Genomic DNA, 22,391 nt, shown 5'->3' with positions numbered 1-22,391 from the left:
TGATCGATTGAACTCCAATCACTGCATCAACAGCCTTACATACCGCGCATACAAGAATCTCTGGTTCCGCGCCCGGCCCGTCGTCTCCTCCAACACCCCAGCTACCTGCAATCCATTGATGGCCTTCGCCGCAGTTGGAGCACTCACCTCCAGCACCTGCGCCGCACGATCAATGTTGATTCTCGGCATGGTGGGAAGCAGCTCGAACAACCGAAGCGTCGCCAACGTACTGGTACCCAGCGCAAGCACACGCTTCCGATCCTCGGCGATGCATGCGGCAAGGGCAACGATGCTGCTTTGCGCCTCATCAGCAGCGGCCTCCACGGCCTCCAGAAAGAAGCTCACCCAGCCTTCCCAGTCACCGTCATTTCGAATGGCGGAAAGCCGGTCGTAGTACATCCGCTGGTGTCGTTTCAGGTAACCAGACACATACAGCAACGGCTCGGGCATCAACTTCCACTCTTCCAACAGCATGGCGATGAGCAGGCGGCCGATACGTCCGTTGCCGTCCAGGAAGGGGTGGATGGTTTCGAATTGCGCATGCACCAACGCCACGCGCACCAAGGGCGGCAACGCGTGCTCTGGCTGGTGGATATAGCGCTCCAGCGCGCTGAGTGCGGGCCCCACTTCCTGCGCGGGCGGTGGAACGAAGCTCGCATTGCCTGGTCGGCTTCCACCAATCCAGTTCTGTGTAGTGCGCACGGCCCGTGGCTGCTTGGTGGCGCCACGCACGCCCGTCATCAGCACCCGGTGGGACTCGGTCAGCAGCCGCAGTGATACCGGCAGACCGGTAGGGCTACGCAGCTGCTCGCGCGCGTAGTTGAACGCCAGCAGGTAATTCGTAACTTCTTCCACATCCTGGGCATTGGTCACCGTCATACCGGCTTCCTCATCCAGCACGTCGGTCAGTGTGGCCTGGGTGCCTTCCAGCTGCGAGGTAAGCAAGGCCTCCTTGCGGATGGCGGCATAGATCAGCCAGTTGCTGGAGGCCACCAGCCCGGCCATACCGGACAAGCGCGTCAACGCTACTTCGGCGCGGGCGTTCTGCTCCACGTACGCGGTGGGGGAAAGCACCGGATCTCCGGGCGGGAGGGCGTGAGGCACGAACGCGTGAACGTTCTCGCCACCAACGGCGGTTGTGGCACAGGTCCCAGTGATGCGCGGCATGACAAGGTTCCTTTGGATACGGTTTCAGCTGCGAAAGAAACCTTTCCCAGCCGCGATCGTTATTAAAGCATCCTTTTTTAACGACTAAAACCACGGAGTCACCTTCCGTTGTCGGCACCCTTGCCCAGGCAGTTCCATCTCCTGGGCAGGCCAACAATCAAGGGTGGCACCCGTGCACCCTCATGACCAAAAACACCCCCCTCATGCCCCTGGGGCATGAGCCGCCCGCACCCCATCAGGTAAGCTAATCGCCTCGGTTCGACAGGAACACCCAAGGTGGCTGACTCCCCCCAGGCTTCTCCGGCGTCCGCGCGCCCGTTGGAAGGCCAGAAGCTGTTGTTGTGCGTTGGTGGCGGGATCGCTGCCTACAAGTCGCTGGAACTGGTGCGCCGCCTGCGCGATGCCGGGGCCCAGGTGCAGGTCGCGATGACTGCCGGGGCCCAGCAGTTCGTCACCCCGCTGAGCTTCCAGGCACTGTCCGGCCAGCCGACCCGCACCACCCTGTGGGACAGCGCGGCCGAGCAGGCCATGGGCCATATCGAGCTGGCCCGCTGGGCCGACCGCATCGTGGTCGCCCCGGCCACCGCCGATCTGCTCGCGCGCCTGGCCAACGGCCACGCCGATGATCTGGTCACCACCCTGTGCCTGGCCACGACCGCGCCGCTGACCGTGTGCCCGGCGATGAACCACCGCATGTGGCTGCACCCGGCCACCCAGGCCAACATCGCCCTGCTGCGCGAGCGTGGTGCCCAGGTGATCGGGCCGGAAGACGGTCCGCTGGCCGAAGGCGAGTCCGGTCCCGGTCGGCTCACCGAACCGAACGCGATCGTGGCCGCGCTGGCCCGGCTGCACGCGCCGGCCCCCGCCGAGCCACCGGCGAGCAGTGAACTGAAGGGGCTGCGCGTGCTGATCAGCGCCGGCCCCACCTATGAAGATATCGACCCGGTGCGCTACGTCGGCAACCGCAGCAGCGGCAAGATGGGCTACGCGCTGGCCGCCGCAGCCGCCCGCCTGGGCGCGCAGGTGGTGCTGGTCAGTGGCCCGGTCCAGCTGGCCACGCCTGCCGGTGTGCAGCGCGTTGATGTGCGCTCGGCCGCGCAGATGCGCGAAGCGGTGCTCGGTGCGTTGCCGGCCGACATCTATATCGGTGCGGCCGCGGTGTCCGATTACACCCCGCGCCAGGTCGCTCCGCAGAAACTCAAGAAGACCGCCGATACCCAGAGCCTGACCCTGGAGCTGGTGCGCACCCCGGACATCCTGGCCGAGGTGGCCACGCAGACCAACGCGCTCAAGCTGGTGGTCGGCTTCGCCGCCGAAACCCACGATGTGGAGAAGTACGCGCGCGGCAAGCTGGTCGACAAGCGCCTGGATCTGGTGATCGCCAACCAGGTCGGGATCAGCACCGGCGGTTTCGAGAGTGATGAAAACGCGGCCACGGCCTACTGGCAGGGCGGCGAACAGGTGTTCCCCGGCACCTCCAAGGCCGTGCTGGCCGAACAACTGTTGTCCCTGATTGCCCAGAGGTTGCACGCATGACCATCGATTCCTCCCTCCAGCCGTTGCAGGTCAAGCTGCTCGATCCGCGTTTCGGCGACGAATGGCCGCTGCCGGCCTACGCCACCGAACACAGCGCCGGCCTCGATCTGCGTGCTGCGCTGGAGACCGAGCTCACGCTGCAGCCGGGCGACACCGCGCTGATTCCCAGTGGTATCGCCATTCATATCGCCGATCCAAACCTGGCCGCCGTGGTGCTGCCGCGCTCCGGGCTTGGCCATCGCCACGGCATCGTGCTGGGCAACGGCACCGGCCTGATCGATGCCGATTACCAGGGCCCGCTGCTGATCAGCGCCTGGAACCGCGGCCGCGAGCCGTTCACGCTGCAGCCCGGCGATCGCATCGCCCAGCTGGTGGTGCTGCCCATTGCACGCGTGGCGCTTCAGGTAGTGGATACTTTCACCGACAGCGCCAGGGGAACGGGTGGATTCGGCCATACCGGGGTGCGCTGACAGGGGAGCGTCATGAGCAAGGCGAAGGCGGAAGGACGGCCGCGGTTGACCACAGGGCGCTCGGTGCCGCTGTTGGCCGTGCTGCTGGTGCTGTTGGCGGTCTGGTTCGGGTGGAGCGGTGTGCGCCAATGGCGCCAGGCCGCCGTCGGCGCCGAGCTTGAACACTCCCGCGACCAGGTGGTCGCGGGGCTGCAGAAGGCGCTGACCGGTCAGCTCGGCAAGCTGGGCAAGGTGCTCAAGACCGAGCGCGTTGCCAGCGCACTGGCCAGCGGCAACGCACAAGGTGCGGCCGTCGCCATCCGCGAAGGCTGGCCCGGCGTGGAAGACGTCCAGATCCTCACGGCCGATCTTGATGCGGCGTACGCCGATCCGAAGGCCTTCGGTTACTCGCGCCTGGCCCTGCTCGAGGCGGCCATCGCCGATGACACACCCGTCGGTCGCGTGGTGCGCGATGCCGGCGGCCAGCGCCTCGGCCTGGCCGCGGCGGTGGAGCTGGGCCCGCAGGGGGCGGCCGTGGTCTACGTGCGGCAGCCGCTGCTGCGGCTGACCGGCATATTCGACCAGGTCGCCGTGCCGGGCGCCGGCTATCTCGCCCTGCGCCAAGGCAATCACAACGTGATTGAACAGGGCAGCCGCGGGCTGTCCGGCGGCGCTGAAGCGCTGGCACGTCCGATCGGCACCAGTGGCCTGCGCCTGTCGGCCGCGGTGCCGGACATCGAACCGGGCCCGTTGGGCCTGGGGGCGATCTCCAGTGCGATCGTGGCCGTGTTGTTGCTGCTGATTGCCGTGCTGCTGGTGCTGGGCAAAGGCAAGGTGCCGTTGCCGCGTCGCCGTGGTGCCGCCGACAGTGGTGCCGACGCCGGTCCCACCTTGAGTGAAAGTCTCGCCCAGGTACCGCTCGCGGTGGCCGCCGTCGAGAGCGTTGATGAAACAGCAGCGGCCGCGCCGCCGCCGGCCGTGCCGGGCGAGACCGTCGCGGCCGGGATCTTCCGCGCCTACGACATCCGCGGCATCGTCGGCCGCGAGCTGACCCCCAAGGTCGCCGCCCTGATCGGCCAGGCGATCGGTTCGGTGCTGCAGGTCCAGGGCCTGCGCGACATCGTGGTGGGACGCGATGGACGCCTGTCCGGCCCCGAGCTCACCGCCGGCCTGATCGAAGGCCTGCGCCGCGCCGGCTGCAACGTCACCGATATCGGCCTGGCGCCGACGCCGGTGGTGTACTTCGCCAGCTACCACCTGCGCGCCGGCAGCTGCGTGGCGGTGACCGGCAGCCACAACCCGCCGGACTACAACGGCTTCAAGATCGTGGTCGGCGGTGAAACGCTGTCCGGCGATGCGATCACCGAGCTGTACCACCGCATCCGCGATGGTCAGCTGCACGTGGCCCCCGAGCCGGGCAGTTTCCAGACCCGCGACGTCAATGCCGACTACATCCAGCGCATCGCCGATGACGTGCAGCTGGATCGCCCGCTCAAGGTGGTCGCCGACGCGGGCAATGGTGTGGCCGGCGAGCTTGCCCAGCCGCTGCTGGAAGCGGTCGGTGCGGAGGTCATTCCGCTGTACTGCGATGTGGACGGCACCTTCCCGAACCACCATCCGGACCCGAGTGACCCGCGCAATCTGGAAGACCTGATCCAGACCGTGAAGCGCTTCGATGCGGATATCGGCCTGGCCTTTGATGGCGACGGCGACCGTCTCGGCGTGGTCACCCGCGAAGGCACGATCATCTACGCCGATCGCTTGCTGATGCTGTTCGCCGCCGATGTGCTGATGCGCAACCCGGGCGCGCTGGTGATCTACGACGTGAAGTGCAGCGGCAAGCTCTCCGATTACGTGCTGCGCAACGGTGGCAGCCCGCTGATGTGGAAGACCGGCCATTCGCTGATGAAGGCGAAGATGCGCGAAACCGACGCCGAGCTGGCGGGCGAGATGAGCGGGCACTTCTTCTTCAAGGAACGCTGGTTCGGCTTCGACGATGGCCTGTACGCCGCCGCGCGCCTGCTGGAGATTCTGGCCCAGCGCGAAGAGAGCCCCTCGGAGGTGTTGGACGAACTGCCCGACAGCGTCTCCACCCCGGAGTTGAAGGTGCCGGTGGACGCAGGCACCCCGCACGCGCTGGTGTCGCTGTTCGTGTCCTCGGTGCAGGTGGAGGACTCGCCGTTCGCCGGCGCGCGCCTGTCCACCATCGACGGCCTGCGTGCCGATTTCCCCGATGGCTGGGGCCTGGTGCGCGCGTCCAACACGACCCCGGTGCTGGTGCTGCGTTTCGAGGCCGATGACGAGGCGGCGCTGGAGCGCATCAAGGCCCTGTTCCGCGCGCAGCTGCAACCGCTGCTGCCGGGTGTGGACCTGGGCTTCTGACCCCAGGAGGGCGCATCCACGCATGGCGTGGATCTACCCTGTCGGAACCTGTGCACCTGCCCTATGCATGGTCGTGCACGGGACCGTGTAGATCCACGCCATGCGTGGATGCCGTTGATCACCCCTTGAACCGCAGCCCCACGCCGGGCTCGGTGAACAGATAGCGCGAATCCAGCGCCGAATCGCCCAGCTTGTGGCGCAGCTTGCCAACCAGAATCCGCAGGTAATGCGTGTCGTGCTGGTGTGTCGGCCCCCAGATGTCCTGCAGGATCTGCGGCTGGGTCACGACCCGCCCGGCATTGCGCAGCAGCAGTGACAACAACGCGTACTCCTTGCGTGTCAGTGCCACCGGCGCACCCTCCAGATGTACTTCGCGCCGCACCAGGTCGATATGCAGGTGCCCATCATCGAACTGGGGCAGCACGCCCTCGCTGGAGACCGTGCGCGAGCGCAGCAGGGCACGCACGCGCGCCATCAGCTCCTGCGTGCCGAACGGCTTGGTCACGTAGTCGTTGGCGCCGGCATCCAGCGCCCGCACCTTCTCGGTCTCGCTGGCGCGCACGGTCAGCATGATCACCGGCACCTGGCTCCACTGACGCAGCTCGCCCAGCACGTCATGGCCTTCCATGTCGGGCAGGCCGATATCCAGGATCACCAGGTCCGCCCCTTCGCCGACCAGCGCTTCCAGCCCGGCCTGGCCGGTGGCGGCCTGGGACACGCGGTAGCCCTGCGCGCGCAGGCTGATCTCCAGGAAGCGCCGGATCTGCGCTTCATCGTCGATCACCAGCACACGCGCCGGGGGCACGCCGTGGGAAGCCTCAGGAATCATCGGTGTCATCGGCAGGGTGGGGCTGCAGCAAGGGCAGGGTGATGCGGATCAGGGTACCGCGTCCGTCGCGGCCCGGCAGCGCCTGCACGCTGCCGCCATGCGCCCCGATCATGCCCTGGCAGATGGTCAGGCCCAGGCCCGTGCCATGCCGGCCACGGTCGCCGCGCTCCACGCTGTAGAACATGTCGAAGATGCGCGCCCGCTCGTCGTCGGGAATACCGGGGCCGGCATCGAGCACGTCGATGCGCAATTCGCCCTCGACCAGCCGCGCCTGCACCTCCACCGCCGCACCGGGCGGGGAGAACTTGGCCGCGTTCTCCATCACGTTGAACACCGCCTGCTCGACCAGCGCCGGATGCACCCAGATCGGCGCCAGTTCAGCGGGAATATCCAGCTTGAGCAGCACGTCGGGCTGATAGCGCTGCAGGCGGCGCGCGGCCGAACCGACCAGCTCATCCACGCCGATCCAGTCGCGGTTGATCTGCAGGCCGTCATGGCCGAGCCGGGTCATGTCCAGCAGGTTCTGGATGTAGCGGTCCAGGCGCTCGCCTTCGACCAGGATGGTATCCAGCAGGGCGCGCCGGTCACTGGCATCCATCGCATCGGCGTAGCTGGAGAGGCTGTCGGCCGAGCCGATCATCGCCGCCAGCGGCGAGCGCAGGTCATGCGACACCGAGGACAGCAACGCCGAGCGCAGCCGCTCGGTCTCGTTGCTCACGTGCGCCTTCTCCAGATCGGCCACCAGCTGGGTGCGCAGCGCAGCCTGCGCGATATCGTCCACCATCGCCTCGGCCAGCTGGCGCTGCTCGGGCGTGAGCCGCGGCGCCTCGCGCGGGAAGCGCATGCCGGCCACGCCGATCGCCCGGTCGTCGCCGTCCAGCAGCGGCAGGAACCACCAGCCGGCACCGGCCAGCGTATCGGTGAAGCGCCCGCTGGGCTGGCCGTGCCGGTGCGCCCAGTCGGCCGCGGCCAGATCCGTATCACCTGGCGCGGCGCTGCCACTGGCGCTGGTGTACTGCCCGATGCGCAGCCACGCCGGGGCATCCATCGCCTGCTCCAGCGCTTCCCGACCGGCCTGCGCGACCTGCTCGTTGCTGGGCGCACTGGCCAGCTGCCGGCCCAGTGCCTGGCGCGCATGCGCGTGCCGGTTGGCGGCGCGCAAGGCCACCACCTGCATGCGCAGGCGCGAGGCCAACCGCCCTGCCACCAAGGCGGCGGCCAGGAACAGGAAGACCGTGATCACGCCCTGCCGCGCGCTGATCGCGAAGGTGAAGCGCGGCGCGATGAAGAAGAAGTTGTAGGCGAGGAAACACAGCGCGGCGGCGATCACCGCCGCACTGGTGCGGCTGCGCGCAGCGACCATCACTACCGCCACGATGAAGACCATCGACAGGTCGTACAGCCCGATCCAGCGTTCGGCGACCAGCGCCACCAGGCAGGCGGCCGCAGTGGCCCCCACTGCCAGCAGCGCATCCTTGCCGGCGCTGCGGCTGGGTATCGACAGCCCGGACCGGCGTGCCCGCGCACGTGCCTGTGGTGTACCGATGATGGTGATCTCGAAATGCGCGCCGCGTCGGATCAGCTGCTGGGTCAGCGTGCGGTTGAGCATGCGTGCCAGCGGCCGCTCGCGTGTGCGGCCCAGCACCAGCGTGGAGACACCGTTGTGTGCGGCATGGTCCAGCAGCGCATCGGCGATGCTGGAGCCATGCAGCAGCTCCGCTTCACCCCCGAGGCGGCGGGCCAGGGCGAAGGCGGCATCGATCTCGCGCCGGGTCTGCTCGTCGTGCGCGCGCGCCTGCACCGTCACCACCGTCCACGGCGCATCGCGCCGCTCGGCGATGCGCCGGCCGACCCGCACCAGGTACTCGCTCTGGCCGCCGCCATCGATCGCCACCAGCACCCGCCGGCGCAGCGGCAGGTTGCCTTCGCCGCGCGCGGCACGGGTTTCGCGCAGGCTGCTGTCCACGCGATCGGCGGCTTCCTGCATGGCCAGCTCGCGCAGCGCGGTCAGGTTGGCCGGCGAGAAGAACGCCTGCAACGCCTGCGCCGCCTGCTCCGGCACGTAGACCTTGCCCTGCTGCAGCCGCTCGATCAGTTCGCGCGGCGGCAGGTCCACCAGCACGATGTCGTGCAGGCGGTCGAGCACCGCATCGGCCACGGTCTCGCTGACCCGCACCCCGGTGATCCGCATGACCACGTCGTTGAGGCTTTCCAGATGCTGGATGTTGACCGTCGTCCACACGTCGATGCCGGCATCCAGCAGCTCCATCACGTCCTGCCAGCGCCGCTCGTGGCGACTGCCGGGCACGTTGCGATGCGCCAGTTCGTCCACCAGCACCAGCGCCGGGCGACGTGCCAGCACCGCGTCCAGGTCCATCTCCTCCAGTGCGTGCTGTTGATACTCGCGCTGCAGCAACGGCACCTGCGGCAGGCCCGCCAGCAGCGCCGAGGTCTCGGCGCGGCCGTGGGTTTCCACCAGCCCGATCACCACATCCACGCCGCGGCGCAGCTGCTCATGCGCGCGGGTGAGCATGCTGAAGGTCTTGCCCACGCCCGGTGCCGCACCCAGGAACACGGTGAGTTTGCCGCCGGCTTCGCGCTGCAGGGTGTCGACCAGGGCGTCGGCCTGGCGGGTACGGGAGTCGCTCATGGGCGGGGATTGTGCGCCGGTTCGCGCGATCCCGGCATCACGGTCGCGCCTTGAGATCATCCAGCGCCAGGTTCAACGTCATCACGTTCACCCGCGGCTGGCCGAACACGCCCCATTGCGGGCCCCGGGTATTGGCCTGCACCAACGCGGCGACGCGCTCCACCGGCAGGCTACGGCTGCGTGCCACCCGGGCAATCTGCACCTGCGCGGCGGCCGGGGAGATCTCCGGGTCCATGCCGGCGCCGGACTGGGTCACCAGATCGCCGGGAACCTGGGCGGCAGGCACGCCTTCGCGTGCGGCCACCGCAGTGATCGCCGCCTGCACCCGTTGCTGCAGCGCCGGGTTGCTGCGCGCCATGTTGCTGCCGGCGGCGGCCATCGGATCGTAGTTGGCCGCCGACGGCCGCGCCTGGAAGTAGCCGTCGCCCACGAACGGTTGGGCGATCAACTGCGAACCGCGTACCTGTCCATCCCGGATCAGCAGGCTGCCATCGGCCTGCGCCGGAAACAGCAGCCGGCTTACGCTGGTGGTGGCCATCGCGTAGGCCAGGCCGAGCAGCAGCAGGCTGCTTATGCCGAGCACGAGGGCCGGGCGCCAGGCGCTGTCCTGCTGCAGCTGGGTAGGGGCAGCAGCGCGGCTGCGCGCGGAACGGGGAACGGACGTAGCAAGCGAGCGGTTCATGCGCCGAATACCGAGACAAGGAAGAGGTCGATCACTTTGATGGCCGCAAACGGCAGCAGCACGCCGCCCAGGCCGTACACCAGCATGTTCCGGCGCAGCAGCGCCGTGGCCGTGGCCGGGCGGAAGCGCACCCCGCGCAACGCCAGCGGGATCAGCGCCGGGATCACCAGGGCGTTGAAGATCAGTGCCGCCAGCACTGCATTGCGCGGGCTGGACAGGTGCATCACGTTCAACGCCGCCATCGCCGGCAGGGTCGAGGCGAACAGCGCCGGCAGGATCGCGAAATACTTGGAGACATCGTTGGCCAGCGAGAAGGTGGTCAGCGCACCGCGCGTGATCAGCTGCTGCTTGCCCACTTCAACGACCGCCAGCAGCTTGGCCGGATCCGAATCCAGGTCGACCATGTTGCCGGCCTCCTTGGCCGCCTGCGTACCGGAGTTCATCGCCAGCCCGATGTCGGCCTGGGCCAGTGCCGGTGCATCGTTGGTGCCGTCGCCGACCATCGCCACCAGCCGCCCACCGGCCTGCTCGGCCCGGATGCGGGCCAGCTTGTCTTCGGGGCGGGCCTCGGCGATGTAATCGTCCACGCCGGCCTCGGCCGCGATCGCCGCAGCGGTGAGCGGGTTGTCGCCGGTGATCATCACCGTGCGGATGCCCATCGCGCGCAGCTGCGCGAACTTCTCGCGCATGCCGTGCTTGACCACGTCCGACAGCTCGATCACGCCCAGCACATGCCGGCCTTCGCACACCACCAGCGGTGTCGCACCGTTGCGTGCCACCTGTTCCACGCGTCCGGTCAGCTCCGACGGCACCGTGCCGCCCAGCGCACGCACATACGCGGTGATCGCATCGGAGGCGCCCTTGCGGATGCGGCGGCCGCCGTCCAGATCGACGCCGGACATGCGGGTCTGCGCACTGAAGGCCAGATAGTCCGCACGGTCCGGCTCGGCCGTCGTGCAGCCCTGCTCACGCGCCAGCCGCACCACCGACTTGCCTTCCGGGGTCGGGTCGGCCAGCGAGGAGAGCAGCGCCGCCTCGCGCAGCTGGCTGGCGTCGATACCGGCGAGGGCATGGAAATACGTGGCCTGGCGGTCGCCGTAGGTGATGGTGCCGGTCTTGTCGAGCAGCAGCACGTCCACATCGCCAGCTACTTCCACCGCCTTGCCGGACTTGGCCAGCACGTTGGCGGCCAGCGCACGGTTCATGCCGGCGATGCCGATGGCCGGCAGCAGGCCGCCGATGGTGGTCGGGATCAGACACACCAGCAGCGCGATCAGCAGCAGCGGATCGACCTGTACGCCCACGAAGGCGCCGATCGCCGGCAGCGTCGCCACCACCACCAGGAAGGTCAGCGTCATCGCCGCCAGCAGCAGGGTCAGGGCAACCTCGTTCGGGGTCTTCTGGCGGTTCGCGCCTTCCACCAGCGCGATCATCCGGTCCAGGAAGCTGTGGCCCGGCTCGGCGGTGATGCGCACGATGATCTGGTCGGAAAGCACCTTGGTGCCGCCAATCACACCACTGCGGTCGGTACCGGCCTCGCGCAGCACGGGCGCCGATTCACCGGTCACCGCCGCTTCGTTGATCGTGGCCAGGCCCTGCACGATCTCGCCATCGGCCGGGATCAACTCGCCGGCACTGACAATCACGTGATCGCCCGGGCGCAGTTCGGCCGCCGGGACCTGGGTTTCACTGGCCCCGGCATGCGCGGCGGCCAGCCGGCGCGCGGTGAGGTCCTGGCGGGCACGCCGCAGCGAGGCCGCCTGGCCGCGGCCACGCGCTTCGGCGACAGCCTCGGCGAAGTTGCCGAACAGCACGGTCAGCAGCAGGATCGCGGTGACCGCCAGGCCGAAGCCCAGCGGCGCATTGCCGCTCAGCGTCACCAGTGCGCTGACCACCGTGCCGACCATCACCACGGCCATGACCGGGCTGTGCAGCAGGTGCCGCGGCGAGAGCTTGATCACGGCATCGCGCAGGGCACGGCGCCAGCCGGCACCATCCAGCAGGCGCTGGCGGCGGTGGGAAGAAACGTTCAACGGATACGTACTCATGGGAGGCGGTCTCAGTGCAGCGTCAGCGACAGGTGGTCGGCCACCGGGCCAAGGACCAGCGCCGGCATGAACTGCAATACGGTGAGGATGACGATCAGCGCGATCAGGGTCAGCGCGAAGGTCGGGGTTTCGATCTGCAGCGTGCCGGCCGATTCCGGCGCACGCCGCTTGGCCGCCAGCTGCGCGGCCACGATCAACGGGATCACCAGCACGGGGTAGCGACCCAGCAGCAGCACCAGGGTGCAGCTCAGGTTCCACCACACCGTGGCATCACCGAGGCCCTCAAAGCCCGAGCCGTTGTTGGCGAACGCCGAGGTGTACTCGTAGAACACCTGGCTGATGCCGTGGAAGCCGGGGTTGGAGGTGCCGGTGATCGACGGGATCGCCAGGGTCAGCGCGGTGAAGCCCAGGATGGTGATCGGCTGCAACAGCACCAGCAGCGCAAGCAGGCGCACCTGCGGCGTTTCCAGCTTGCGGCCGAACAGTTCCGGGGTGCGGCCGGTCATCAGCCCGGCCAGGAACACGCCCAGCAGCAGGTACACGAGGAACTGCTGCAGGCCACAGCCGATGCCACCCCAGATCGCATTCACCAGCATGTTGACCATCGGCACGGCACCGGCCAGCGGACTGAGCGAGTCATGCATGCCGTTGACCGAACCGTTCGATACCTGGGTGGTGATCGCGGCCCACAGCCCCGTGCCATCGGCACCGAAGCGCACTTCCTTGCCCTCCATCAGCAGCGGGCTGGCCGCCGTGGCCGAGTGACCCTCCAGCCACACCGTGGCGGCAATCGACACGCTGGACATCGCCAGCATGCAGCCGAACACCAGCCCGGCCAGGCGCCTGCGTCCGGTGAACGCGCCGAGCATGAAGATCACCGCGATCGGGATCAGCAGGATGCCGATCAGTTCCAGCGCATTGGACAGCGGGGTCGGGTTCTCCAGCGGCATCGCGCTGTTGGGGCCGTACCAGCCACCGCCGTTGGTGCCCAGCTGTTTGGCCGCGACCATCGCCGCGACCGGGCCGAGCGGAATCTTCTGCGTGTCCACGCCGGCCGCGGCATCGATCGGCGTGGCCTGCGGACCACCAGCGAACGTGGCGGGCACGCCCTGGCTGGTCAGCAGCACCGCCCACAACAGGCACAGCGGCAGCATGAAGCGCACGCACGCGCGCACCACATCGGCGTAGTAGTTGCCCACATCGACACGGCGGTCCGCACTGAGCAGCGCGGCCTGGTCAGCCGGCACGTCCTCAGGGCGCGCACTGAACAGTGCACGCAGGGTGGCCACCACGAGCGCCAGGCCCATCATCGGCGTCACCACCTGCAGCCCGGTGATCGCGGTCATCTGCGCGAAGTAGGACAGCTGCGCCTGGCCGGAATAGTGCTGCTGGTTGGTGTTGGTCAGGAACGACACCATCGTGTGCAGCGCGGTATCCCAGCGCATGTTGGGAATCTGGTCGGGATTGAACGGCAGCCAGGCCTGGGTCATGAAGACCGCCTGCACCAGCACCGCGATCACCACGTTGCTGAGCAGGAAGGCACCCACGTAGCCACGCCAGGACATGCCGCGCGCCGGGTTCACCCCGAGCAGCCGGTACAGCGGTTTTTCAATCCACCCGAACAGCGCGTCGCCGCGCATCGGGCCACCGCGCATCACCCGGGCCAGGTACAGCCCCAGCGGAAAGGCCAGCACGATGCTGGCCAGCAGGATCAACAGGATCTCGGTCATGGTCGGCTCCGGTCAGAAGGTTTCGGGCCGAAGCACGACGTACAACAGGTAGGCGGCGGCAACGAGCACCAGCACGCCGCACAGCAGGGAAAGCCAGGCAGACATGGTCGTGGCCTCAAACGCGGGAAAGGGAGCGCGCGGTGCACGGGGCACCGGCGGGGGAGACAGGCAGATACAGGTGCATGGGACGTCCAGGTGGAACCACTCCACGTCAGGCGCTCATGGTCTGCCTGCCCGGCATAAACGCTCCACGCCCGAAACCGGCGACTCCCGTAAAAAGTGCATAAAAAGGTGCGTCTTTGGTGCGAACGTTACGCCCCGCAGCGACCGGCAGGCCCCTCGGCAAATGTCCCCCGGCCGCCGCCTGACGGCGACAGCCTCCTCCTTGATTTTGCCCAGGGACCTGCCGGCCGCTACGGAGCTCAGCGTGTGGTAAAGCGGACTTCGCTGTTGGGCGCCAGTGGTCTGTAAACGCGGGGTGCTATGCCCTTGTGGGCGAAATCAAGGAGGAGGGGACGGCCGCAGGCCGGCACCGGGGGACATTCGCCGACAAGGGCATAGCGCCCCAGCGCCCGACCCATCGACCGCCGCGCTTGAGAACGTCCAGAGCGCTTCACACTTGCCGCGAGGACAACACAAAAAAAGCGGCCAAAAGGCCGCCTTCGTTTCAACGCTATCGCACATCCACCCTTACCCGCGCGGATCGCTCCCCACACCCTTCAGCAACCGATAACGCTGCAGCGTGCTCTCGATCTCCACATCCAGCGCCTGGCGCTGCTGCTCGAACGATGCCTGCATGCGCCGCTGCGCCACCAGCTCGGCATGCCGCTCACGGATGCGCTCGGCCTGCTTGTCCGGCACCGGCTGCCCATCCAGCTCGCGGTTGCCCGCGCTGGCCAGCAGCGTGACCAGCGCATCACGCACGCTGGCCACGTTATAACTGGCGGTGTGGATGTTGTTGTCCAGGATCCCGCTGCGCTCGGCGAACACCCGGCGCAGGTCGTCCTCGTTCTCGTACGTGGCCAGCATGGCCTGCTCGGTGCGCTGGCGGGTCTGCTCGGCCGCCAGGTCCAGGCGCTGCTGCGCGGCCTGCGCAGCAGCGTCGGCGCGTTCCTCGTCGGTCAACGCGCGCTGCACTTGCCCACTGCGCATGCCGCTGCGCAGGTTGAACTCCTCGCGCGCGCTGTTCACCGCCTCCTGGGGCAGGGCATCACTGCAGATCCGCTCGCTGCCCTTGTTCCAGCAGTACAGCTTCTTCGGCGTCGCATCGGCCGTGCGCTTCTGCGCCTGGGCAGGCAACAGCGGCACGGCCAGCAACAGGCCGACAACGGTGAACGTGGCAAACCTGGACATGGTGAAAGCCCCCTGCTCTCAACGCGTAGGACGGCTGCCGTAGCGGGAACGATAGTCCTCCAGCGGCTGCCGGTAGCCGACAAGTTCCGGATTTCCGGAGGCAAAATCAAGCAGGTCGGCCAGCGTGGCCACGGCGACCACCGGAATGCCGGCTTCTTCGGCCACGGACTGCGCGGCCGAACGGCGGTCGGTTTCCGAGGCGATCTCCTGGCGGTCCAGTGCGACCACGATGCCGGCCGGGGTGCCACCAGCACCCTTGATGATCGTCAGTGCCTCGCGGATCGCGGTGCCGGCGGTGATCACGTCATCCACGATCAGCACGCGCTTGCCATTCATGTCGGCGCCGATCAGGTTGCCGCCTTCGCCGTGGTCCTTGGCTTCCTTGCGGTTGAACGACAGCGGCAGGTCGCGGCCGCGCTGGGCGAATTCACAGGCGGTCGCGGTGGCCAGCGGAATGCCCTTGTAGGCCGGGCCGAACACGACGTCGAACTTCAGCCCGGTCGCTTCCACGGCATCGGCGTAGCAGGCCGCCAGCTGGGACATGCGCGCGCCGGAATCGAACCGGCCGGCATTGAAGAAATAGGGGCTCAGACGGCCGGACTTCAGGGTGAACTGGCCGAAACGCAGGGCATCGGCGGTCAGGGCCAGTTGCAGGAAACGGTGGCGATGGTCGCTCATCAAGACTCAATTCAATTCATTTGGAGCGCAAATCCTAATGCATGCCCGCACTTTTCCGCTCGCCGGCCCCTGCGGCCCGGTGTCGCATGGGGCGGTGCGACAACCTGCAAAGGCCCCGGCGCGCGGTAATCGCGTCCGTTTCCAGCCAGCCCCTGCAAGGGCCGAAACGGTATGCTCTTGCGGGTATCGTTCCAGACCCGGGTCAGCATGCGCATCATCAGTTTCAACGCCAATGGCATCCGTTCCGCCGCCACCAAGGGCTTTCTCGAGTGGTTCCGCGCCCAGGACGCCGACGTCCTGTGCATCCAGGAAACCAAGGCCCAGGAAGACCAGCTGACCGACCCGATGTTCCGCCCGGACGGCCACCACTGCTTCTACCGCGACGCCATCACCAAGAAGGGCTACAGTGGGGTCGCCATCTACAGCAAGCGCGAGCCGGACCAGGTGATCACCTCGCTGGGCTGGGCCCCGTTCGACGATGAAGGCCGTTACATCGAGGCGCGCTACGGCAACCTCAGCGTGGTCTCCTTCTATATCCCCTCGGGCAGCTCGGGCGACCTGCGCCAGGGCTTCAAGTACGAAGTGATGGAATGGCTGCGCCCGATCCTGGCCGAGTGGCTGGCCAGTGGCCGCGACTACGTCCTGTGCGGCGACTGGAACATCGTGCGCTCGGCGCTGGACATCAAGAACTGGAAATCCAACCAGAAGAACTCCGGCTGCCTGCCGCCCGAGCGCGACTGGCTCAACGGCCAGTGCGTGGATGCCGACCAGGCGCTGGATATCGCCGCCGGCCAGGGTTGGACGGATGCCTACCGCCTGCTGCACCCGCAGGGCGAGGACTACACCTGGTGGAGCAACCGCGGCCAGGCGCGCGCCAATAACGTCGGTTGGCGCATCGATTACCAGTTCGTCAGCCCGGGCCTGCGCGAGCGCCTGCGCAACTGCTCGGTCTATCGCGATGAGCGCTTCTCCGACCATGCCCCGTTCACGGTGGACTACGCCCCATGAGTGAAGCGGTCGAGCCGATGTCCTACAAGGGCTGGGCGGGGATCAAGCGTGCCTTCGGTACGCCCTCGGCGCTGACGATGGCCTTCCTGGGCTTCGGCAGCGGCTTGCCGTTCCTGCTGATCGCCTCGCAGACCCTGTCCACCCGGCTGCGTGATGTCGGCCTGGACCTGGGCAGCATCGGTTTGATCAGCCTGGCCAGCTTCTTCTATCTGATGAAGTTCGTCTGGGCGCCGCTGATCGACCGCTACGCGTTTCCGCTGATCGGCTTCCTCGGCCGCCGCCGTTCCTGGCTGCTCGCCTCGCAGATCGCGGTCACCGGTGGGTTGTTCGCGCTGGCGTTCGTGCGCCCCGAACTCGGCGTCACCCCACTGGTCCTGTGGGTGCTGGTGGCCTCGTTCGCCGGCGCCACCCAGGATTCGGTGGTCGATGCCTACCGCATCGAGATCGCACCGGAGAGCGCGCAGGCGGCACTCGCCGCGACCTACACGCTGGGCTATCGCATCGGCCTGATCCTGGCCGGCGCGGGCGCGTTGTACCTGGCCCAGTTCGAGAGCTGGATCGTGGCGTACCTGGCCATGGCCGCGTTGATGATCCTGCCGATCATCACCACGCTGCTGTGCCGCGAGCCGGAACAGCCGGAAGTGCGCATCCAGCGCCGGATCGATTTCTTCGGAGCCTTCTGGCAGCCGATCGCCAGCTTCTTCAGCACCAACGGCGTGGTGCTGGCGCTGGTGCTGCTGGCCTTCGTCGGGCTCTACAAGTTCCCGGATCAGGTGATCGGGGTGATGGCCGGTCCGTTCTATCTGGATTCGGGCTTCACCAAAGCCGATATCGCCACCGTCTCCAAGCTGTTCGGGGTGTGGATGGGCATCGGCGGTGCCTTCCTCGGCGGCATCGCGGTGGCCGCGTTCGGCTTCCGCCGCATGCTGCTGGTCGCCGCGCTGGGCGTGGCGCTGTCCAACCTGGCGTTCCTGTTGATGGCGCACAACCCGGGCCAGCTGTGGGCGTTCTATGCGGCGCTGAGCGCGGACAACCTGTTCCAGGGCTTTGCCGGCACCGTGCTGGTCGCCTTCATGTCCTCGCTGACCGATCGCAACTTCACTGCCACCCAGTACGCGCTGCTGGTCTCGCTGGCCAACCTGCCGGGCAAGTTCGTCGGCGGCGTCTCCGGTTACATCGTGGAGGCGAGCTCCTACAGCACCTTCTTCATCCTCAGCGCCACCACCGTCATCCCGACCCTGCTGCTGCTGGTCTGGCTGTGGCCACGGATCCGGGACCGCAGCACGGCCTGAGGGGTTTGCGTGCCGGCAGCGCCTGATGGATCATGCCGGCACAGTGGCCGCGGGGATGGCGGCGCGCCAACGGGGAGAGCGATGGCTGATCTACTGCTGCGGGAGGTGGACCCGCTGTTGCTGGAACGTATCCGCCGCATTGCGGTTGCGCGCGGATGGACCCGCGAGGACACCTGCGTGGCGCTGCTGGAACAAGGCCTGTTCGCCAGCGAACTGGAGGTCCGCAGCGGCTTCCACGATCCCGAGGTCGACGCGCTGGCCGATGCCATCGCCGCCCTGCAGGCGTTGCCGGACGCGCAGGGGCTGTAACGGCGGCACGCCGCGAGTGGCGCATCGGCGATCACCGCCGCACGCAGCGCCCCCCGCCGTGGCCCCTCAGCCCAGGTGGATCGCCCCGAGAATCCGCGGCCCCCGCGCGCCACTGACGCTCGGCAGGTTGCCCGGCAGCCCGGCCAGCGTGCGCTGTGCCAACCAGGCGAACCCCATCGCCTCCAGATAATCCGGATCCAGCCCGTGCATCGCGCTGGACTCGATTACCACGCCCGGCAGACGCGCGCCGAGGCGCCGCAGCAGCTGCGGGTTGCGCACCCCACCGCCGCACACCAGCACCCGCTTCGCACCCGGCAGGTGCGCCAGCAGCGCATCGGCCACGGTGGCGGCGGTCAGTTCCAGCAGGGTGGCCTGCACATCCGCGCCCGACACCTGCCCCTCGCCGAGCTGCGCCTGCGCCCAGTCCAGGTGGAACTGCTCGCGCCCGGTGCTCTTCGGCGGCGGCAGCGCGAACCACGGATCGGCCAGCCAGCGCGCCAGCAGCGCGGCATCCACCTGGCCACTGGCCGCGAACGCGCCGTCGGCATCGAACGGTTCGCCGCGATGGCGCTGGCACCACGCATCCATCAGCGCATTGGCCGGGCCGGTATCGAAACCGCGCGGTGTGCCCTCGCGCGGAATCAGGGTGAGATTGCCGATGCCGCCCAGGTTGAGCACGGCACGGTCTTCCTCGCTGTCCCCCAGCATCGCCAGGTGGAAAGCCGGCATCAGCGGCGCGCCATGGCCGCCGGCGGCGACGTCGCGGCGACGGAAATCGGCCACGGTGGTGATGCCGGTCAATTCGGCGATGCGGTTGGCATCGCCGATCTGCATCGTGAAGGCGGGGTCGGCCAGCGGCCGATGGCGCACGGTCTGCCCATGCGAGCCGATCGCCTGCACCTGGATGCGGTCGATGCGCGCGCTGTCCAGCAGGCGGTTGGCGGCCGCGGCGAACGTGATCCCGACCTGGGCATCAAGGCGGCCCAGTGCATCAAGCGAGGTGATGGTGCCGCCTTCTCCCAGTGCGATCAGCTCGGCGCGGATGGCCGGGTCCCAGTCGTGGGTCAGGCCATGGACGAAGCGGCAACCGCCCTCGGCGGGGAACTGCACCAGCGCGGCATCGATGCCGTCGGCGCTGGTGCCGGACATCAGGCCCAGGTAGAGCGGGGTGGTGGGGTCAACAGCAGCGGTCATGGTCAGGCGGTCCAACGGGTTGCGTGCAGCTTCCGCGCAACCCCTTGCCGCCGTCAATCGCAGCGATCAGCCGCGAGTGGATTTGACCGGCTTGCCGGCCTTCGCCGTGGCCGTATCGGTGGCCTTGGCATCCGGTGCCGGGCTGGCATCGGCGTAGATCAGCTTTTCCATGCCCTGGATACGCGCCAGGGCCGGGGCGGTCTGCGCCCGGAAGGCCGCCAGCTCGGCGCCCTGCAGCGGCTCCGGCGGCGGCATCGTCACCGACAGTGGATTGCGGTGCACGCCGTTGACGCGGAATTCGTAGTGCAGGTGCGGGCCGGTCGCCAGGCCGGTCGAGCCGACATAGCCGATCACCGTGCCCTGCGCCACGCGCTGGCCGGTCTTGATCTTGCCGAAGCGCGACATGTGCCCGTACAGCGTGGTGTGGCCGCGGCCATGATCCAGGATCACCACGTTGCCGTAACCGCGCTGGGTCCCGGCGAACTGCACGCGGGCATCGCCAGCGGCCATGATCGGGGTGCCGGTGCGCGCGGCGTAATCCACGCCCTTGTGCATGCGCATCTTGCCCAGCACCGGGTGCTTGCGCGCGCCGAAGCTCGAGCTCAAGCGCGCGAACTGGATCGGCATGCGGATGAAGCTCTTCTTCAGCGGCCGGCCGCTGGCATCGAAGTACTCGGATTTGCCGTTGCGGTCGAAGCGGAAGCCGCTGTAGGTCTTGCCGCCCGAGCTGAAGGTCGCCGCGAGGATCTTGCTGGTGTCCACCTTCTCGCCTTCGCGCCAGGTTTCATCCAGCACCACGCTGAAGCGGTCGCCCGGCTGCAGGTCCTTGGAGAAGTCGATGTCGTACTTGAAGATCTCGTCGGTCATCGTCGCGATCGCCGAGGGCGACAACCCCGCCTTGCGCGCGGCGGCATACAGCGAGCTGGTGATCTCGCCACTGGCGACCACGCGCCGGGTCGAGCTCTCGCGCTTGCTCACCGTTTCGGTGATCTTGTCGCCGGCCAGGGACAGCTCTACACGGTTGTCGGCATCGCGGTCGAAGCGGATCGTGCGCAGCTCACCGGACAGCGGCAGGTCGAAGGCGATCTCCGCCCCCGGGCGCAGCTTGGTCAGCGATTCGCGCACACCGGGGTGCTCCAGCACCTGGTGCATCACCGTGGCCGGGATGCCGGCCTGGTCGAAGAGGTTGCTCAGGGTCTGGCCGCGCTGGACGCGCAGCACCTGCCAGCTGTCGCCGGGGGTCTGCTGCTGGCGTTCCAGCGACAGCGGCGGCAACGGCAGCGCCAGGGTCGAATGGCTGGCCGAGTAGGGCGAGTCGATGGTGTGCGAGAAGCCGGGGACGATCGTGGCCACCAGGGCGCCGATGGTGGCGAACAGGCTGGCGTGCATCCAGTGGCGGCGGGTCCAGCGCTGGTTGAAGGCCGCGGGAAGATGCTGTTTGAGCTTCCGATGGAGGGCGGTGTCGTGGAGGACGTGGAGACGTTCCTTGAAGCGCTGCTTGCGCGCGCGGCCTTGATCGGAATTGAGCATCGTCGGTCTGTTCCTGGCTGGCCCGGGAGCGCGGGCCCAAACGTCGGTAACATAGACAGGTATAAATACCGCGTCAAACCCTTGTGCCTATTGGCTTTTGTGAAGCACCTGCGGTTAACTTGTACTTAACGTCATTCATATAAATAAGGCATTGCCGGGAGTTGTCACGTGTCCTCGATTGAAGAAGCCATTGCCCTGATCGGGCGAGGCGCCGATGAGATCCTCAAATCCGACGAACTGCGCCAGCGTCTGGAAAGCGGCCGTCCGCTGCGGGTCAAGGCCGGCTTCGACCCCACTGCGCCGGACCTGCACCTGGGCCACACCGTGCTGTTGAACAAGCTGCGCCAGTTCCAGGACCTCGGCCACCAGGTGATTTTCCTGATCGGCGACTTCACCGGGATGATCGGCGACCCGTCGGGCAAAAACGTCACCCGTAAGCCGCTCACCAAGGAAGACGTGCTGGCCAACGCGCGTACCTATGAAGACCAGGTCTTCAAGGTGCTGGACCGCGAAAAGACCGAAGTGCGCTTCAATTCGGAGTGGTTCGGCAAGATGGGCGCGGCCGACATGATCCGCCTGGCCGGCCAGCACACCGTGGCGCGCATGCTTGAGCGCGACGACTTCGCCAAGCGCTATGCCGCCCAGCAGTCCATCGCCCTGCACGAGTTCCTGTACCCGCTGGTGCAGGGCTACGACTCGGTGGCGCTGGAAGCGGACGTCGAACTGGGCGGTACCGACCAGAAGTTCAACCTGCTGATGGGCCGTGGCCTGCAGGAGCACTACGGGCAGAAGCCGCAGATCGTGCTGACCATGCCGCTGCTGGAAGGCCTGGACGGCGTGGCCAAGATGTCCAAGTCGCTCAACAACTATATTGGTATCAGCGAGCCGGCCATCGACATCGTCACCAAGACCATGAAGATCGGCGACGACCTGATGTGGCGCTGGATCGAGCTGCTCTCCTTTGATATCAGCCAGGCCGAGGCCAAGGCCCTGCGCGAACAGGTCGAGGCGGGTGGGTTGAACCCGCGCGAGGTGAAGCTGCGCCTGGCCCGTGAGCTGACCACCCGCTTCCACGATGCAGCGGCCGCCGAACAGGCCATCGCCGGCTGGAATGCCGCGGTGACCGGGCAGGGCGATGTGACCCTGCTGCCGCTGCAGGAAGTGACCATTCCGGCCGAAGGCCTGCGTATTGGCGCCCTGCTGACGGCTGCCGGCCTCACCCCGAGCAACTCCGAGGCCTCCCGCAAGCTCAAAGAGCGTGCGGTGAAGGTGGATGGCGAGGTGGTGGAGGATGCCCAGCAGGTGTTCGTGCCCGGTTTCGAAGGCCTGCTGCAGGTCGGCAAGCGCACCTTCGCACGCGTGTTGCTGGTCACGGCCTAAGTGGCACAAGGGGTTCGGGCGATCCGGACCCCTTCCAGCATGAATGTGGGAGAGACGACGTGAAAAAATGTCGTCCCCCCCCTTCACAAACGCCCCGGATAGGGACATACTTTCCCTCCCCCGACGCAGGGGCCACCGCAAGGCGGCAACCGCGAAGGAACAGGACTTCAACTT

At 67.7% G+C, this 22,391-nt stretch carries 18 protein-coding genes; 7 read left to right on the top strand and 11 right to left on the bottom strand.

All coding sequences use genetic code 11. The annotated features are described in order from the left end of the window. Window positions 1-18: 18 nt before the first annotated feature. Window positions 19-1,167 (bottom strand): Fic family protein, encoded by a 1,149-nt coding sequence (locus ABE483_RS02740; RefSeq protein ID WP_346481069.1) that lies wholly within the window; start codon window positions 1,165-1,167, stop codon window positions 19-21. Between the two features lie 276 nt (window positions 1,168-1,443). Here ABE483_RS02740 and coaBC point away from each other — a divergent pair, with 276 nt between their 5' ends. The 3 genes from coaBC to ABE483_RS02725 are packed head-to-tail and all read left to right on the top strand — an operon-like array spanning window position 1,444 to window position 5,534. After that, complete coding sequence (gene coaBC / locus ABE483_RS02735) at window positions 1,444-2,703, top strand: bifunctional phosphopantothenoylcysteine decarboxylase/phosphopantothenate--cysteine ligase CoaBC (protein ID WP_313219933.1); 1,260 nt, start codon at window positions 1,444-1,446, stop codon at window positions 2,701-2,703. Then, entirely contained in the window at window positions 2,700-3,173 is a 474-nt protein-coding gene (dut, locus tag ABE483_RS02730; RefSeq protein WP_046272982.1) for a dUTP diphosphatase, read from the top strand. Before coaBC ends, dut begins: the two co-directional genes overlap by 4 nt. 12 nt (window positions 3,174-3,185) lie before the next feature. Then, window positions 3,186-5,534: a phosphomannomutase/phosphoglucomutase gene (locus ABE483_RS02725; protein ID WP_346481068.1), complete on the top strand. Its 2,349-nt coding sequence runs from the start codon at window positions 3,186-3,188 to the stop codon at window positions 5,532-5,534. 118 nt (window positions 5,535-5,652) lie between these two features. On the opposite strand, the gene ABE483_RS02720 is transcribed toward ABE483_RS02725, so the two are convergent. The 8 genes from ABE483_RS02720 to pyrE form a co-directional block, all read right to left on the bottom strand. Next, the gene (locus ABE483_RS02720) at window positions 5,653-6,372 is read right to left on the bottom strand and encodes a response regulator transcription factor (RefSeq protein ID WP_313208803.1); all 720 of its coding nucleotides are present in this window, start codon (window positions 6,370-6,372) and stop codon (window positions 5,653-5,655) included. Beyond that, entirely contained in the window at window positions 6,353-9,013 is a 2,661-nt protein-coding gene (locus ABE483_RS02715; protein ID WP_346481067.1) for a sensor histidine kinase KdpD, read from the bottom strand. Before ABE483_RS02715 ends, ABE483_RS02720 begins: the two co-directional genes overlap by 20 nt. A gap of 37 nt (window positions 9,014-9,050) precedes the next feature. Beyond that, window positions 9,051-9,695, bottom strand: coding sequence for a potassium-transporting ATPase subunit KdpC (kdpC, locus tag ABE483_RS02710; protein ID WP_313208801.1), 645 nt, complete (start codon window positions 9,693-9,695; stop codon window positions 9,051-9,053). After that, window positions 9,692-11,743 (bottom strand): potassium-transporting ATPase subunit KdpB, encoded by a 2,052-nt coding sequence (gene kdpB, locus ABE483_RS02705; RefSeq protein ID WP_346481066.1) that lies wholly within the window; start codon window positions 11,741-11,743, stop codon window positions 9,692-9,694. The genes kdpC and kdpB overlap by 4 nt, the downstream gene beginning before the upstream one ends. A gap of 11 nt (window positions 11,744-11,754) precedes the next feature. Next, complete coding sequence (gene kdpA, locus ABE483_RS02700; RefSeq protein ID WP_346481065.1) at window positions 11,755-13,473, bottom strand: potassium-transporting ATPase subunit KdpA; 1,719 nt, start codon at window positions 13,471-13,473, stop codon at window positions 11,755-11,757. Between the two features lie 12 nt (window positions 13,474-13,485). Further along, complete coding sequence (locus ABE483_RS02695; protein ID WP_019183961.1) at window positions 13,486-13,578, bottom strand: potassium-transporting ATPase subunit F; 93 nt, start codon at window positions 13,576-13,578, stop codon at window positions 13,486-13,488. 585 nt (window positions 13,579-14,163) lie between these two features. Then, complete coding sequence (locus tag ABE483_RS02690) at window positions 14,164-14,826, bottom strand: hypothetical protein (RefSeq protein WP_313208798.1); 663 nt, start codon at window positions 14,824-14,826, stop codon at window positions 14,164-14,166. Between the two features lie 18 nt (window positions 14,827-14,844). Then, on the bottom strand, window positions 14,845-15,504 hold the full coding sequence (gene pyrE, locus ABE483_RS02685; RefSeq protein ID WP_346481064.1) for an orotate phosphoribosyltransferase: 660 nt from the start codon (window positions 15,502-15,504) through the stop codon (window positions 14,845-14,847). A gap of 207 nt (window positions 15,505-15,711) precedes the next feature. On the opposite strand from pyrE, the gene ABE483_RS02680 reads away from it, so the two are divergent. The 3 genes from ABE483_RS02680 to ABE483_RS02670 all read left to right on the top strand — a co-directional run bounded on the left by ABE483_RS02680 (window position 15,712) and on the right by ABE483_RS02670 (window position 18,113). Then, complete coding sequence (locus ABE483_RS02680) at window positions 15,712-16,512, top strand: exodeoxyribonuclease III (protein ID WP_346481063.1); 801 nt, start codon at window positions 15,712-15,714, stop codon at window positions 16,510-16,512. Beyond that, a complete protein-coding gene (locus ABE483_RS02675) occupies window positions 16,509-17,804 on the top strand; it encodes an MFS transporter (RefSeq protein ID WP_313208796.1) in 1,296 nt (431 codons plus the stop codon). The genes ABE483_RS02680 and ABE483_RS02675 overlap by 4 nt, the downstream gene beginning before the upstream one ends. A gap of 81 nt (window positions 17,805-17,885) precedes the next feature. Beyond that, the gene (locus tag ABE483_RS02670) at window positions 17,886-18,113 is read left to right on the top strand and encodes a hypothetical protein (protein ID WP_046272989.1); all 228 of its coding nucleotides are present in this window, start codon (window positions 17,886-17,888) and stop codon (window positions 18,111-18,113) included. Window positions 18,114-18,179: 66 nt separating this feature from the next. Here the strand turns inward: ABE483_RS02670 and ABE483_RS02665 are convergent, their stop codons facing one another. Next, the gene (locus ABE483_RS02665) at window positions 18,180-19,307 is read right to left on the bottom strand and encodes an anhydro-N-acetylmuramic acid kinase (RefSeq protein ID WP_346481062.1); all 1,128 of its coding nucleotides are present in this window, start codon (window positions 19,305-19,307) and stop codon (window positions 18,180-18,182) included. Window positions 19,308-19,373: 66 nt separating this feature from the next. Next, the gene (locus tag ABE483_RS02660; protein ID WP_346464600.1) at window positions 19,374-20,837 is read right to left on the bottom strand and encodes a peptidoglycan DD-metalloendopeptidase family protein; all 1,464 of its coding nucleotides are present in this window, start codon (window positions 20,835-20,837) and stop codon (window positions 19,374-19,376) included. A gap of 168 nt (window positions 20,838-21,005) precedes the next feature. Here ABE483_RS02660 and tyrS point away from each other — a divergent pair, with 168 nt between their 5' ends. Then, window positions 21,006-22,217, top strand: coding sequence for a tyrosine--tRNA ligase (tyrS, locus tag ABE483_RS02655; protein ID WP_313208793.1), 1,212 nt, complete (start codon window positions 21,006-21,008; stop codon window positions 22,215-22,217). Window positions 22,218-22,391: the final 174 nt, after the last annotated feature.

Origin of the sequence: Stenotrophomonas sp. TWI602, assembly GCF_039674045.1 — a bacterium.
GTDB lineage: Bacteria > Pseudomonadota > Gammaproteobacteria > Xanthomonadales > Xanthomonadaceae > Stenotrophomonas.
The sequence above is the reverse complement of the archived record's forward strand: the minus strand, read 5'-3'. Positions and strand labels throughout refer to the sequence as shown.